At 62.0% G+C, this 14,900-nt stretch carries 14 protein-coding genes; 7 read left to right on the top strand and 7 right to left on the bottom strand.

The window, feature by feature from the left end; genetic code table 11:
* Positions 1-17 precede the first annotated feature (17 nt).
* A complete protein-coding gene (locus BLQ77_RS20790) occupies positions 18-1,202 on the bottom strand; it encodes a lipid-transfer protein (protein ID WP_089962659.1) in 1,185 nt (394 codons plus the stop codon).
* Positions 1,203-1,486: 284 nt separating this feature from the next.
* Here BLQ77_RS20790 and BLQ77_RS20785 point away from each other — a divergent pair, with 284 nt between their 5' ends.
* Positions 1,487-2,098, top strand: a complete 612-nt coding sequence (locus tag BLQ77_RS20785; RefSeq protein ID WP_009503118.1) for an acyltransferase — start codon at positions 1,487-1,489, stop codon at positions 2,096-2,098.
* 53 nt (positions 2,099-2,151) lie between these two features.
* Here the strand turns inward: BLQ77_RS20785 and BLQ77_RS20780 are convergent, their stop codons facing one another.
* The 5 genes from BLQ77_RS20780 to BLQ77_RS20760 form a co-directional block, all read right to left on the bottom strand.
* Entirely contained in the window at positions 2,152-3,696 is a 1,545-nt protein-coding gene (locus tag BLQ77_RS20780; protein ID WP_242661800.1) for an acyl-CoA carboxylase subunit beta, read from the bottom strand.
* Positions 3,697-3,761: 65 nt separating this feature from the next.
* Positions 3,762-4,277, bottom strand: a complete 516-nt coding sequence (locus BLQ77_RS20775) for an acyl-CoA carboxylase biotin carboxyl carrier protein subunit (RefSeq protein WP_009503116.1) — start codon at positions 4,275-4,277, stop codon at positions 3,762-3,764.
* Entirely contained in the window at positions 4,265-5,734 is a 1,470-nt protein-coding gene (locus BLQ77_RS20770) for an acetyl-CoA carboxylase biotin carboxylase subunit (RefSeq protein ID WP_089962658.1), read from the bottom strand. The genes BLQ77_RS20775 and BLQ77_RS20770 overlap by 13 nt, the downstream gene beginning before the upstream one ends.
* An 11-nt stretch (positions 5,735-5,745) precedes the next feature.
* Complete coding sequence (locus BLQ77_RS20765) at positions 5,746-7,545, bottom strand: acyclic terpene utilization AtuA family protein (RefSeq protein WP_089962656.1); 1,800 nt, start codon at positions 7,543-7,545, stop codon at positions 5,746-5,748.
* Positions 7,546-7,566: 21 nt separating this feature from the next.
* Positions 7,567-8,352: an enoyl-CoA hydratase-related protein gene (locus tag BLQ77_RS20760; RefSeq protein WP_089962655.1), complete on the bottom strand. Its 786-nt coding sequence runs from the start codon at positions 8,350-8,352 to the stop codon at positions 7,567-7,569.
* 131 nt (positions 8,353-8,483) lie between these two features.
* Between BLQ77_RS20760 and BLQ77_RS20755 the strand changes: the two genes are divergently transcribed.
* The 6 genes from BLQ77_RS20755 to BLQ77_RS20730 are packed head-to-tail and all read left to right on the top strand — an operon-like array spanning position 8,484 to position 13,468.
* Positions 8,484-9,698, top strand: coding sequence for an acyl-CoA dehydrogenase family protein (locus BLQ77_RS20755; protein WP_009503112.1), 1,215 nt, complete (start codon positions 8,484-8,486; stop codon positions 9,696-9,698).
* Between the two features lie 13 nt (positions 9,699-9,711).
* Positions 9,712-10,911: an acyl-CoA dehydrogenase family protein gene (locus BLQ77_RS20750; RefSeq protein ID WP_009503111.1), complete on the top strand. Its 1,200-nt coding sequence runs from the start codon at positions 9,712-9,714 to the stop codon at positions 10,909-10,911.
* Between the two features lie 10 nt (positions 10,912-10,921).
* The gene (locus BLQ77_RS20745) at positions 10,922-11,776 is read left to right on the top strand and encodes an SDR family NAD(P)-dependent oxidoreductase (protein WP_034451661.1); all 855 of its coding nucleotides are present in this window, start codon (positions 10,922-10,924) and stop codon (positions 11,774-11,776) included.
* Complete coding sequence (locus BLQ77_RS20740) at positions 11,769-12,572, top strand: enoyl-CoA hydratase-related protein (protein ID WP_089962653.1); 804 nt, start codon at positions 11,769-11,771, stop codon at positions 12,570-12,572. The genes BLQ77_RS20745 and BLQ77_RS20740 overlap by 8 nt, the downstream gene beginning before the upstream one ends.
* A 12-nt stretch (positions 12,573-12,584) precedes the next feature.
* Positions 12,585-13,067: a PaaI family thioesterase gene (locus BLQ77_RS20735; protein WP_034451659.1), complete on the top strand. Its 483-nt coding sequence runs from the start codon at positions 12,585-12,587 to the stop codon at positions 13,065-13,067.
* Complete coding sequence (locus BLQ77_RS20730) at positions 13,067-13,468, top strand: PaaI family thioesterase (protein WP_034451657.1); 402 nt, start codon at positions 13,067-13,069, stop codon at positions 13,466-13,468. The genes BLQ77_RS20735 and BLQ77_RS20730 overlap by 1 nt, the downstream gene beginning before the upstream one ends.
* Before the next feature lie 18 nt (positions 13,469-13,486).
* Here BLQ77_RS20730 and BLQ77_RS20725 read toward each other — a convergent pair whose 3' ends face one another.
* A complete protein-coding gene (locus tag BLQ77_RS20725) occupies positions 13,487-14,857 on the bottom strand; it encodes a TetR/AcrR family transcriptional regulator (protein WP_223866014.1) in 1,371 nt (456 codons plus the stop codon).
* Positions 14,858-14,900: the final 43 nt, after the last annotated feature.

Genomic DNA, 14,900 nt, shown 5'->3' with positions numbered 1-14,900 from the left:
CCTCCCGAATGACGCCGTCAGACTTTTTCATAAAGCGTGGTCACACAGGCCCCACCAAGGCCGAGGTTGTGCTGAAGCGCCAGGCGCGCGCCGTCGACCTGACGCGCATCGGCCTGTCCGCGCAGCTGCTGAACAAGCTCGGTGCATTGCGCAAGACCGGTCGCCCCAAGCGGGTGGCCCTTGGACAACAGACCGCCCGATGGGTTGGTCACGTATTTGCCGCCATAGGTATTGTCGCCATCGTCAACGAATTTCGCTGCATCGCCGCGTGCGCAAAGGCCAAGCGCCTCGTAGGTGATCAGCTCGTTATGGGCGAAACAATCGTGCAGTTCGACCACGTCCACATCCTTCGGGCCGATGCCCGCCGCCTCGTAGACCTGATCGGCGGCGCGCTTGGCCATCGAGAAGCCGACCACCTCGCGCATGTCATGGGCGTTGAAGGTCTCGGGCCCGTCCGTCGTCATCGCCTGGGCCGCGATCCGCACCGAGCTGTCAAGCCCATGCTTGTCGGCAAAGGCTTTGGAACAGACGATTGCCGCCGCCGCGCCGCAGGTCGGCGGGCAAGCCATCAGCTTGGTCATCACGCCGGGCCAGACGACCTGCGCCGCCATGACGTCGTCTGCGGTTACTTCCTGGCGGAACAGGGCAACCGGGTTCTTGGCCGCATGACGGCTGGACTTGGCGCGGATCTTCGCGAAGGTTTCCAGCGGCGTGCCGAATTCCTCCATATGTGCCTTGCCGGCGCCGCCGAAATACCGAAGCGCCAGCGGAATGTCCGGATTGCCCACCAGGTCGTCGGTTTCTTCGTCGAACGCCGCGAACGGACTTACCCGATCGGTGAACATCGCGCCGATTGCGCCGGGCTGCATCTGTTCGAAGCCAAGCGCCAGAGCGCACTCTACCGCGCCGCTCTCGACGGCCTGGCGGGCCAGAAACAGGGCGGACGACCCGGTCGAGCAGTTGTTGTTGACGTTCAAAACCGGAATGCCGGTCATGCCGACATGGTACAGGGCCCGCTGGCCGCAGGTGCTGTCACCGTAGACATACCCCACATACGCCTGCTCGACCTTGTCATAAGCCAGCCCCGCGTCGGCCAGCGCAGAACGAGTGGCCGCGGTTGCCATGACATCATAGCTTTCGGATTTTCCCGGCTTCTGGAACGGAACCATCCCGACGCCGACGACATAAGCCTTGTCTTTCATCTTTCTCTCTCCCGCTTTGATCCAAGCGCCATGAGTCGAACGCCATCACATTTTCTACCAGTTGTTAGATTTACATACCGACGGAAGGCACTGTCAACAACGTCACGCGGTGGTGGTGCTTGCCGAATTTTCTAACATGTGTTTGAATAACCTTCCCTCGACGTCTGAAACGCCAGTTCGCTTCCGACCGTCAGACCCGCACCAGCGTTGGAATGGCGGATGCCGAACATCGGGCGCCTGCTGTCGGACTCCAGAGACGTCCAGTCCGCAAAAGGAAGAAAACAATGGCGTATTGCTATGAATTCAAGGGCTTCGTTCCCGTTGTTCCCGAGGGGACATTCGTTCATCCTCAGGCTGTGCTGATCGGAAACGTCATACTCGGCCAGGGGTGCTATATCGGGCCCGGCGCAAGCCTGCGGGGCGATTTTGGCAGGATCGTGATCGGCGACGGGGCCAATGTTCAGGACAATTGCATCCTCCATTCCTTCCCCGGCCGTGATGCGGTGGTCGAAACCGACGGTCATATCGGCCACGGCGCGATCCTGCACGGGTGCACCGTCGGACGGAATGCTCTGGTCGGCATGAATGCCGTCATCATGGACGGCGTCATGCTGGGCGCGGAATCGATTGTCGGCGCGCAGGCGTTCGTGCGGGGCGAAACGGTGATCCCGCCGCGTTCCATGGTGGTCGGATCGCCGGCAAAGGTTATCCGCGAGGTCAGCGACAAGGAAATCGCATGGAAAACCCGCGGGACGGCCGAATATCAGCAATTGGCGCGCGACTGTCTGGCCGGATTGAAGCCTGTTGACCCCCTGAAAGCGGTCGAGGCCAACAGGCCGGAGATGGCGGCCTCTGATGTCGTGTCGATACAGGAGGCGCGGCAGAAGGCGACCTGACGCGCCGCGCCTTCGGGCCCCGGCGCCAGCGCGGCGCGCCGGGGCGTGATCTTTTACAGCCGGAAGACACCATAGTGCGGATCGTCGATCGGTGCGTTCAGCGAGGCGGAAATCGACATGCCAAGCGCGTTGCGGGTGTCGGCCGGGTCGAGGATACCGTCGTCCCACATTTCCGAGGTCGAGGTATAGGCTTCGACATCGCGCCGGAATTTTTCCAGCACCGGGTCGCGTATCGCGGCGATTTCCTCTTCGCTCAACTCCTTGCCTTCGCGCTGAAGCTGCCGGATCTTGACGTCGGCCATGGTGTTTGCGGCCTGATCCGCCCCCATCACGCCGATTTCGGCCTGTGGCCACATGAACAGCGTGCGCGCATCCCAGGCCCGTCCGCACATGCCGTAATTGCCCGCCCCATATGACGCATTGGCGATCACAGTAAATTTCGGCACGACCGACCCACCCTGCGCCATCAGCATCTTGGCGCCGTCCTTGGCGATGCCGCGCTCTTCGTATTCGCGCCCCACCATGTAGCCGGTGATGTTCTGGAAAAAGACCAGAGGCGTGCGGTTCTGGTTGCAAAGCTGCATGAAATGCGCGGCCTTGAGCGAGCTGTCGTTGAACAGCACCCCGTTGTTGGCCAAAATCCCCACCTTATAGCCCCAGATATGGGCAAAGCCGCAGATCATGGTGGTGCCGTAATCGGGCTGATATTCGTGAAAGCGCGAACCGTCCACGATCCGGGCCAGAACCTCGCGCATGTCGAACTGGGTTTTCCGGTCCTTGGGGATGATCCCGTAGAGTTCCTTGGGGTCGTAGTAAGGTTCCTCGAAGGAGGCGGTTTCGATGATCGTTTTGGGCGTGCGTTTCCACTGGCTGACAATTTCGCGCGCCAGTGAAAAGGCCTGTTCTTCGGTGGCGGCGCGGTAATCGCCGGTGCCCGAGACCGAGGTGTGCATGACCGCCCCGCCCAGCTCCTGAACGCCGACCTCTTCGCCGGTGGCGGCCTTCACCAGCGGCGGACCCCCGAGGAAAATCGCCCCGGTGCCTTCGATGATGATGTTGTAATCGCTCAGCGTCGGCACATAGGCGCCCCCTGCGGTGCAATGCCCGCCGACCACCGCGATTTGCGGGATGTTCGCCTGGCTCAGCTTGACCTGATTGCGAAAGACGCGTCCGCCCAGATAGCGGTCGGGAAAGACGCCGTGCTGCAACGGAAGGAAACCGCCGGCGCTGTCGCAGATATGGACAACCGGCAGGCGGTTTTCCAATGCCACATCCAGAAGCCGCACGATTTTCTTGACGGTATGGGGATACCATGCGCCGCCCTTGACGCTGGCGTCGTTGGCGTGAATGGCGACCTCGCGCCCCTGCACGATGCCGATGCCCGTCACCACGGCGGCACCGGGCACAGCGCCATCATATTCGCGACAGGCGGCGAGCGTCGAGAACTCCAGAAACGGTGTGCCGGGGTCCAGCAGCAGCTTCAGCCGCTCGCGCACGCCCAGCTTGTTCTGACGCGCCAAACGGTCGATATCGCGCTGCGGGCGTTCGAAACGCGCCGCGTGCTGGCGGGCGTGAAACTCTTTCAGCCGCTCGGACATGGCCGCGTGATTGGCCCTGAAGTCAGGGGCATTGGTGTCGATCTGGCTTTCGATCCGGCGCATGGTCACTCCTCCTCCGGAGCCAGCAGGGCAAGCGTGGCCTTCAGCCCGAAACTGTCGCCCTCGGCAAATGGTATTTCGGCCACCACGCCGTCGCGCGGCGCGGTCAGGCTGGTTTCGAGTTTCATGCTTTCGATGACAAGCAACCGCTGGCCTTCCTTGACGTGATCGCCGGGCTTTGCGTTCACCGACACGACCACGCCGGGCATCGGCGCGACGATGCGGTCATCGGCGGCGACGCCATCGCGTCCGGCCAGACGCTCGGCGGGATCGATCCGCCCGATCGCGTAGGTCCGCCCGTTCATATGCACAAAAGTCGCGTCAGGGCCGACGGCCAGCCGCACGTCCTGCACGCGCCCGCGCGCGCGCAGCACATGGCCACCGGGCGCCCCGGTGGGGTCCAATTGGCAGGGAACCGCGCCATCGGGCGTGTTGAGGATAAAACGATTGCCGTCATGGGACAGCCAGCATTCGGTCTCGTCGCCGTCGATCTGGTATATCCGCCGCATCAGTTTCTCCACCCGCCCATTTTCCGGTGCATCTCGGGTATCTGCATCACGTCGCTCACCAGCCGTTCATCCGACAGGGCGGCGACCGCCATCAGCAGCTCGGTCACATCTTCGCCCGGCGCGGTCAGCGCCTCGGCCTGCTCGGCCAGAAACCCGGTCGAGACATTGCCCGAGGCGAAATCAGGGTGCGCAAGGATCGCATCGAGATAACCAGTGTTGGTGGTCACCCCGAGGATCACATAATTCCGCACCGCTTGCCGCGCGCGGGCGATGGCCTGCGTGCGATCCGGCCCGTGCACGATCAGCTTGGAGAGCATCGGGTCAAAGTCGGTGGTGACCTTGCCACCGTCCAGAATGCCGCTGTCCACACGCACGCCCTCGCCCTGCGGCTCGTCCAGCAGCAGGATGTCGCCGATCGCGGGGCGGAAATCTTCCGTTGCGTCCTCGGCGCAGATGCGCAGCTCGATCGAATGACCTGACTGCGGAATGTCGGTCTGCGCTGCGCTCAGCCCCTCGCCCGCCGCGATGCGCAGCTGTTCGGCGACAAGGTCATACCCCGTCACCATCTCGGTCACCGGATGTTCAACCTGAAGCCGGGTGTTCATTTCGAGGAAATAAAAGGAGCCGTCCTGCGCATAGATGAACTCGACCGTGCCAGCGCCGCGATAATTGACGGCGCGGGCGATGCCGGCGGCGGTTTCGCAGATCTCGTCTCGCTGTTCGGGGGTCAGCGCCGGCGAGGGCGTTTCCTCGATGATCTTCTGGAACCGGCGCTGGATCGAGCACTCGCGTTCCCAGAAATGGACCACATTGCCCTGCCCGTCGCCCATCACCTGCACCTCGATATGGCGCGGACGTTCGATATAGCGTTCGACGAACAGCCGCCCGTCGCCGAAATAACGCTCGCCCTCGCGGCGCGCGGTTTCGATTTCCGACTCTAACGCGCCGTCTTCGCGCACCACGCGCATCCCCTTGCCGCCGCCGCCCGCCGAGGGCTTGATCAGCAGTGGATAGCCGACCGCGCGGGAGCGTTCGACAAAACTTGCGGGGTCGTCATCCTCGATGGCCGAGGGGGCAACCGGAAAGCCGCGCTCCTCGACAAAGGCGCGCGCGCGGATCTTGTCGCCCATCAGGTCGATGACCTCGGATGTGGGGCCAACGAAGGTCACGCCGGCCTTTTCCAGGGCAGCGACAAAGCCCGCGTTTTCCGACAGGAATCCATAACCCGGATGCACCGCGTCCGCGCCGATTTTTTTCGCGACCTCGACGATCTGCGGAATGTCGAGATAGGCGGCCACGGGGGTGGGGCCGTCGATGGTCACGACCTCGTCGGCAATCAGATGGGCCGGCCCCTCCTGTTCCAAGCGGTGCCGCACGACGGCGGTCGCCAGGCCGCGCGCCCTGGCGGTGCGCAGGACGCGGGCCGCGATCTCGCCTCGATTGGCGACCAGAAGTTTGGAAATCCCCATTATCCGTCCTTTCACGCACTCTTGGCGGGGTGCAGCCCGTTTTGCACAGCCAGATCGGCCGGTACGGGAATTTCGATGTCGAGCAGCATCTGCGCGAACCCCTTGCCCTGCGGGTCGATGCGGACCGAGGCAATGCCGCCGCCGCCCAGCGATTCATGCAGCAGGAAGTTCAGCGCATGGCTTCCGGGTAGATCGAAGCGTTCGACCGGGCCGTCGCACAGATGGGCGAAATAGTCTTTCACCGCGTCTTCGGTCAGGGCCGACCGGATATAGGGCAGATATTCGGGCTTGCGCGCCAGAATGCCGATATTGGCGATGTCGCCCTTATCGCCGGAGCGGCCCCAGGCCAGATCGACCAGCCGCACCTTGACCGCATCTGCGCCGGCGTCGCGGCTGTCTGCGTGCGGTACGGCGGGCGGATCGAGTTGCACAGGCGTGGTGGCCACGATGACCGGCACATCCTTGCCGTCGACCTCGACCGCAACGGGCGTGTCGGACTTGTCTTGCAGGAACGAGAAAAGGCGGACCACCGGCTGCACCTTCGGCCGCCCGGCAAAAAATCCGGTCAGGCCCTGCGCGGTGGAAATGGCCATCGGTGCGATTTCCCCGGCAAAGATGTTCAGCGCGCGCCGGTCGTCATGCGCCGCACCGATCTTGAGCACCACTTCGCGGGTTCGGGCGCGGGCGTTGGCGCCATAGGCGGCCTCGGCCCCCAGAACCTCGACGCTGACCTGCCGAAAGTCGCCGAGGTTCCTGTCGCGGAAAATCCGGCGGCAGCGGGTCAGGATCGCATCCGCGACGCGCTCGGCCTTGGCTGGCGCGTCGATGGCAGCCAGCGTCAGCGTGGTGACCGCGCGCCAGCCGTCGGCATGGGTGGCCGACACCTTGTAGCTGTCGGTGCGCCCCAGGCCCTTGCCGCCCTTGACCAGCACGCGGTCCGGGCCGACCTGTTCCAGCGTGACGCCGGACCAGTCGCAGATCACGTCCGGAAGCAGATAGGCCCGCGGATCGCCGATTTCGTAAAGCATCTGTTCGCCGACCGAGCCCGGCACAACCAGTCCGCCGGTATCGGGCGTCTTGGTCATGACAAAACTGCCGTCCGGCGAGATCTCGACGATGGGCATGCCCATGTTGTCCCAGCCCGGCACGTCCTGCCAATCGGTGAAGTTGCCGCCCGTCCCTTGCGGTCCGCATTCGATCAGATGACCCGCCAGCGAGCCCTGGCTGAGCTTGTCCCAATCGTCATCGCCCCAGCCGAATTCATGCATCAGCGGGCCAAGCGCCACCGCGCTGTCGGCGCAGCGCCCGGTGATCACGATCTCGGCGCCGCCGTCCAGAGCGGTGGCGATGGGGCGGGCGCCCAGATAGGCATTCATGCTCCAGATATCGTCGGGGAAATCCGCGCCAGAGAACATTTCGGTCACGCCACGGTCGCGGATCTCGTCCGCGCGGTCCATCAGATCGTCGCCCAGAACGACACCGACGGACAGGTCGATCCCAGCCTCTTCCGCCGCCCTGGCAAGCGCATCGCGGCAGCCGCGGGGGTTCACCCCACCGGCATTGGCCACCACCTTGATCCCCCTGGCCTTGATCTCAGGCAACCACGGCACCAGCGCCTTGACGAAGTCCGGCGCAAAGCCCGCCTCCGGCGTCTTGGCGCGGGCGCGGGCCATCAGAGACATCGTCACCTCGGCCAGATAGTCGAACACCAGGTAGTCAATATCGCCGCTGGAAACCAGCTGGCCGACGGCCTCGGGCGTGTCCCCCCAGAAACCGGACGCGCATCCGATGCGCAGCTTTCGATCCGACATAGTCTTCTCCTCCCCGCTGTTTCAGCGGCCCGTCCATTCCGGCTTGCGTTTGGCAGTGAAGGCGTCGAAGCCCTCGCGCGCGTCTTCGGTCTGTGCCATTCGCGGCAACAGCGTTTCCGCAAATCGCATCTGCTGCGGATAGGTCATGTCATCCATCGCGTGGCAGGCGTATTTCCCCAACCGGATCGCGGTCGGCGATTGCGCGGCTATTTGCGCGACCAGTTCGGAGACCTTGTCATCAAGGCCGGCGCTGTCTGTCACATAGTTGACCAGGTCATGGCGCAGCGATTCCTCGGCCGTCAGGGGGATGCCGGTGATGAACATCTCCATCAGCCTGCGCCGTGGCAACACGCGCATCATCGGCGGAACGATGGTCATGGGAAACAGCCCCACCTTTACCTCGGGCGTGCCGATTTTGGCGTGATCCGCCATCACCGCCAGATCGCAGGCACAGATGATGCCCGCGCCCCCGCCAACGGCCACACCGTTGATGCGCGCGATGGTCGGTTTCCGACAGGCGTGAAGAGCTTCGAACAACCTGCCGGCAAAATGCCCCGGATCCGCCGGATCCTGAACGAACGGGCCGCCGTCGGCCCCCGCCTTGAGGTCGCCGCCGGCACAGAAAGCGCGCTCGCCCTCGCCGGTCACCACGATCACCCGGCAATCTGCGTCCGCCTCGGCCACCTGGAGCGCGGCGACGATTCCCTCTGCCACGTCGCGATTCAGGGCATTGCGCTGGTCCGGACGGCAAATTGTAATGCGTATTTCGTGCCCTCGGGCCTCCGAACGGACGACGTTCTCGACCATTTCCGAACCCTCCCCTTCTGTTAGCGCCTTGCTTGCAACCTCGGGTCGCCGAAAGCATGCCTTGATCTAATTTCTAACATGTGTTTGATTTTGGTCAACACTGCACAAGACATTCTTCGGGAGGAAAAGAGATGTCCAGCAAGGACGGACCGGCCATCGCTGAACTGGAAGCCATCAAGGCGAACTATTCGCTGACCGATGAGCAGCGCCAGATCGTCGATCATGTAGATCGGGTGTCGCGCGAGGTGCTGCACCCGCTTCAGGCGCGTATGGATGAGGAGGAATGGTGGCCTGACGATCTGTTCAAACAGATGGGAGAGCTGGGCCTTTTGGGCATCACCGCGCCCGAGGAACTGGGCGGATCTGGGCAGAACGAATTCACCCAGGCGCTGGTGTCCGAAGTCATCTCGAAATGGAATCCGGCCGTGGGGCTGTCGCACGGGGCACATGACAACCTGTGCCTGAACAACCTGCTGCGCAACGGGTCCGAGGAACAGGTCAAGAAATATGTGCCGGGCCTGTGTTCCGGCGATCTTGTCGGCGCATTGGGGTTGACAGAGCCCGGCGCGGGCTCGGATGCGCTTGGGTCCATGGCGACCACGGCGGTTCGCGACGGCGATGACTATGTCATCAACGGCTCGAAGATCTACATCACCAACGGGCCGATCGCCGATGTGGTCCTGCTCTATGCCAAGACCGACAAATCCAAGGGCGCCAAGGGCATTTCGGCCTTTATCATCGAAACCGACAATCCCGGTTTCAAAGTGGCGCAAAAGCTCGACAAGATGGGCTTTCGCGGCTCGCCGACCGGGGAACTGGTATTCGAGGATTGCCGGGTGCCGGCCTCGGCCATGATGGGCGCTGAAAACAGCGGCGTTTCGGTGGTGATGAGCGGGCTGGATCTGGAACGGGCGATGGTCGCCTCGGTCTGCGTGGGCATGGCCGACCGCGCGCTGGAACTGGGTCTGGAATACGCCAAGATCCGCGAACAATTCGGCAAGCCGATCGCAAGTTTCCAGATGGTGCAGTCGAAACTGGCCGAGATCTATACCGAGGTCGAAACCGCCCGCGCCTTCAGCTATCGCGCGCTGGCCGCCTGTGTCGGCCTGCCCAAGGGGGCCGGTGGTCGCGGCGAGATTCACAAGCTGACCGCGGCTGCCTGCCTTTACGCGGGCGAGGCGTTCAACAAGGCCGTCACCGAGGCCTGCCACATCCACGGCGGCTCCGGCTACATGCAGGACACCGAAATCAACCGGCTGTTCCGCGCAAACAAGCTGTTGGAGATCGGCGCGGGCACCAGCGAGGTGCGCAAGATCATCATCGCCGAAGAACTGCTGCGCGCCTGAGGGGGGCAAGACCATGAACAAGCAACTGCGCAACGACATCGACCTTCCGACACATTTCATGACGGACGAACAGCAGGCGCTGGCCGATCAGGCCGGCAAGTTTTTCATGTCCGAATTTCACCATCTGAACGCGGAAATGGACGACACCGATGATCTGCCCGCCTCGGTCTTTCCCACGCTGGGCAAGATGGGGTATCTGGGGCTGAACGTGCCGCCGGAATTTGGCGGTGCCGGGCTGGATTTCACGTCGGCCTGCATCATCACCGAAGAACTGTCGCGCGCGTCGGCGGCCATCGGGCTGACGCATGTGGCCCACGACAACCTGTGCGTCAACAACATCTACCGCAACGCCAATGACGATCTGCGCCGCAAATATCTGCCCGGCCTGTGCAACGGCACGCTGGTCGGCGCACTGGGCCTGACCGAACCCGGCGCCGGGTCGGATGCGCTTGGCTCGATGCGGACAACGGCGAAAAAGGATGGCGACGATTACATCCTGAACGGCACCAAGATCTATATCACCAACGGGCCGATTGCCAATCTGGTGCTGGCCTATGCCAAGACCTCGCCGGAAAAGGGCGCCAAGGGCATTTCCGCGTTCATCGTGGAAACCGACACGCCCGGTTTCAAGGTGGCGCAGAAGCTCAACAAGATGGGGTTCCGCGGCTCGCCAACCGGCGAACTGGTGTTCGAGGATTGCCGCGTGCCCGCCAAGAACATGGTCGGCAAGCTGGACGGCGGCGTGGCGGTCACGATGTCGGGGCTCGACCTTGAACGGGCTATCGTCTGCTTCAACGCGCTTGGCATTGCGCAGCGCGCGCTGGATATCTCCGTCGATTACGCCAAGACGCGCCAGCAGTTCGGCAAGCCGATCGCCAGCTTCCAGATGGTGCAGGCGATGCTGGCCGACATGTACACGCGGATCGAGGCGGCGCGCAGCCTGTCCCTGAAAACCGTCGCCATGTGCGAGGGCCTGGAAGAGGGCGAAGGCGGGCGCGGCGAAATTCACAAGCTCACGGCGGCGGCGATTTTCAAGGCCGCCGAGGTAACCTCGTTCGTGCTGGACAAGGCCGTCCAGATCCACGGCGGGTCGGGGTACATGCGTGACACGGAAGTGAACCGGCTTTACCGGACCGGGCGTGTGCTTGAGGTTGGTGCGGGCACTCAGGAGGTGCGCAAGCTGATCATCTCCGGCGAACTTCTGAAAAACTGAGGGGGAAACCATGAGCGAGAAAAGAACATCGCGTTATGCTCCGGATCTAATGGCGGGCCAGGTTGCCCTTGTGACCGGATCCGGTTCGGGAATGGGTCGGGCGACGGCGCTTGAAATGGCGTCTTGCGGGGCCAGGCTGGCACTGTTCGCGCGCCGCGAAGAGCCGTTGGAAGAAACCGCCGAAATGATCCGCGCGGCTGGGGGCGAGGCGTTCGTCGTGCCCGGCGACACCCGCGACGAGGACAGCATCGAAGCCGCGATGGGCCGCATCAAGGACCATTACGGGCAGCTTGACGTTCTGGTGAACAATGCGGGCGGCCAGTATATCGCCGCTGCGCGTGACATCACCAACAAGGGCTTCGAGGCGGTGATCCGCAACAACCTGATCGGATCATGGCAGATGACCCGCGCGGCCGCGGATCATTTCATGTATGATAACGGTGGTTCGGTCGTCTTCGTCACCGCCATTTCGGCGCGGACGGCGCTGACCGGCTTTGTCCACACCGTTGCCGCGCGGGCGGGGGTGACCGGGATGATGAAAACGCTGGCCGCCGAATGGGGCGAATACGGCATCCGTCTGAACTGCGTCGCGCCGGGAACGATCAAGACCGAGGCGCTTGGCCGCTATCCCATTCCCCCGGAACGGTGGAAAGAACTGAACCGCTCTGTCCTGAACCGGATGGGCCTGGCCGAAGACATCGCCGGCACGATTATTTTCCTTGCATCCGATCTGGGAAATTTCATAACCGGCGAAGACATCTATGTAGACGGCGGGGAAACCCTGCATATGGGCCACGATGCCCGTGACATGATCAATCCCGACATGTTCGACAAACGCGAACGCGGAGACGGTAAAAATGAGTGAGCCACATGTCCTTCTGGATATCTCCGATCGCATCGCCACGGTTACGCTGAACGATCCGGAACGCCGCAACCCGATCACCGGCAACGACATGATCGCCTCGCTTCTGGACACATTTGCCAAGGTGCAGGCGGACCCGCAAGTCAGCGTCATGATTCTGACCGGCGCAGGTACGGCGTTCTGTGCCGGCGGCGACATCAAGGAAATGAACGATCCCGACAGCGTCTTTCGCAAGGAACCGTTGACGGCGGCGCAAAGCTATGTCGACGGTGTGCAGCGCCTGCCGCTTGCGCTTTACAACCTCGACATCCCGACGATCGCGGCGGTCAATGGCGCGGCGGTTGGCGCGGGATGCGATCTGACCATGATGTGCGACATGCGCGTCGCATCCGAGAAGGCGAAGTTCGGCGAGGTGTTCCTGAACCTGGGCATCATCCCCGGCGATGCGGGCAGTTGGTTCATGTTGCGCCGCCTTGGCCATCAGAAAGCGGCCGATCTGACATTCTCGGGCCGCATGGTCGAGGCAAAAGAGGCGCTGGAACTTGGCATGGTGCTAGAGGTTGTGCCGCATGACGCGCTGATGGAACGGGCGCGCGAACGGGCCGCCATGATCGCCGCGAAACCACCGCGCGCGGTACGCGTCGCCAAGCGCCTGATGCGCAATGCCGAACGGATGGATCTGCCGGATTTCCTGAATTCCGCTGCGGCCTATCAGGCCCTTATGCATCAGACCGAAGACCACCACGAGGCGATCGCCGCGTTTATCGAGAAACGAAAACCCCACTTCACGGGGCGCTGAGGAAAAGAATGCATGCCAGAAGTCACCAAACAGAAAATGGAGCGGATCGCGCAGATGTGGAATGCGCGTGGCAGTGGTCTGATTACCCACATGGCGCTTGATATCGAAGAGGTATCAAGCGCAGGCGTTCGGGTCCGGATGCCGTTCAATCCTGACTTCTGCGTCGACAAGGACCAAACCCTGCTTCATGGCGGCATTCTGACCGCCCTTCTGGACAGTGTTTTCGGGCTTGCGAACTTTGTGGCGATTGATGGCGTCAGCACCATGGCGACGCTGGATCTGCGGGTCGATTACCTGCGCCCCGCCTATTCGCGCGCGGATGTCATCGTGCGCGCGCATTGCTTTCGACAGACCCGCCACATTGCATTTGATGCCGGCAGCATCTGGTTCGATGGGCATGAAGACGCGGAAATTGCCCGTGGAACCGCCTCGTTTGCACTGACGCGCGGTGAGACCGGCCTGTTTGGCGCAACGACAGAAGGAAAAGCCTCGTAATGGACCTGCAAACCGTCAACGCCAACGTATCCAAGGTGCCGTTTTTCCGGTTTCTCGACTTCGAGGTCCAGAGGCTTGACAGCCTTCATGCCGATGCAGAGATGACCTTTGCCTCCCGTCATATCGGAAACCCGGTCCTGGAGCTTTACCACGGCGGTATAATCGCAAGTTTCATGGAGGCCACGTCGGCCATCGCGGTCCATCCCGAATTTTCGGACGTTCCCGCCAAGCCGATCAATCTTACCGTGGATTATCTAAGGCCGGCCACCAAGGGGCCGCTGTATGCCAGCGCACATGTAACGCGCAAGGGGAAGCGGATCGCGAGTGTCAGTGCGATTTCCTGGCAGACGTCCCGAGATAAACCAGTGGCGGAAGGGCTGTATCACTTCCTCCTGGTTTGATCGCGATGGCGGCTGCGATCAGCAAGCCTCGTTTGGTTCTGCGCAGGCGGTATCTCGCCTGTCGCAAATCCCTTCGAGAAGCAGCTTGATAAGCATGCCAGAGAATTCGGGCAGGGAAAGATACCCTTCGACGTCCGCCTTGTTCGGATCAAACCACTCGACCGTCCAGTTCAAGGCACCCAACATGACCTGACGCAACGGAACAATCTTGATATCCGATCTTATGGCATCGTCCCCCTGCGCTTCGCGCAGAATCCTGTCCCAGAGTTTTCCGTACTGATGACGGATGCCCCCGTGTCTCTTTCTGAAGTGATTGGGCAGCATCCCGTAGCTTCTGATGTTCGCGGACGTGAATTCGCTTGCCTTGAACAGATAGTCCAGATGCGCCCAGATTGCCGTCGCGATCCTTGCGTGATGATCATATGGGGCCTGAAATTCCTGGGCTGCGGCGTTGACACCCAATAGCAGGTCGTTCAACCCGGCGTGCAAGACCTCGTCCACGATCGCTTCTTTGGACTTGAAATGGTAATAGACGCTGCCCGCCTTCATATCGGCTTCTTCAGCGATCTGCCTCAGCGTGGTCGCCTTGTACCCGTTGTCTCTCAGCATGCGCGCGGCGGCTCTCAGGATCTCTGCGCGGGTTTTCGCGGCCTTGTTGATGGATTCAGGGATATCGGTCGAAAAGGAGCGGTCTGGCTTCAGCCCTTTCGTGTCGACGATGCGCCGCGAACACATGCCGTCGAGGATCAGCTTGCTCATCCGTTCCGCGAGAATGCTCACCGGATACCGGTCCACATCGTACCATTCCACGGTCCAGTTCATGGCGCTCAGAATGAACTGGCGGATCACAGTTACCGAAATGTCGCTTCGCAGGTCGCCGGCGCGTTTCGCCTCGCTCAGAAAACTGGTCCAGACGCCTGCGTAGGATGCCCGCAGTTCGCGATGCGGCGCGCGCGCCTCATCCGACAACATCGGATAGTTACGGATATTGGCCGATGTAAAATCGCTTTCGGTCAGCAGATAGGTCAGATGCGTTTCGATAAGCAGGGCAAAGGTCTCACGGAAATCCTTCGGATTGTCCTTCGTCGGGCGGACAATCTCGCAGACCCTCTCGTACATTTGCCGAACACCAAGATCCAGAACTTCGCTGAGTATCTGTTCCTTGGATTGGAAATGGTAATAAATGCTTCCTGCTTCGATGCCGGATTCCTGCGCGATGTCGCGCATCGTCGTCGCATAATAGCCCTCATGCCGGAAAAGGCGGGCGGCCGCAGCGAGGATACCGCTGCGGGTCCTCTCTGACTTGCTCAAGTCATCGTCGGTATGCTTGATGGTATCAGATTGTCTCATCATGAATTTTCGATACTTGTCAGCGGCAAGCCTGTCCATTGCAATAAACCTAACAAGTGTTAGAATATGCGATGAGCGGCGT

The organism is Salipiger thiooxidans (assembly GCF_900102075.1).
Classification (GTDB): domain Bacteria; phylum Pseudomonadota; class Alphaproteobacteria; order Rhodobacterales; family Rhodobacteraceae; genus Salipiger; species Salipiger thiooxidans.
The sequence above is the reverse complement of the archived record's forward strand: the minus strand, read 5'-3'. Positions and strand labels throughout refer to the sequence as shown.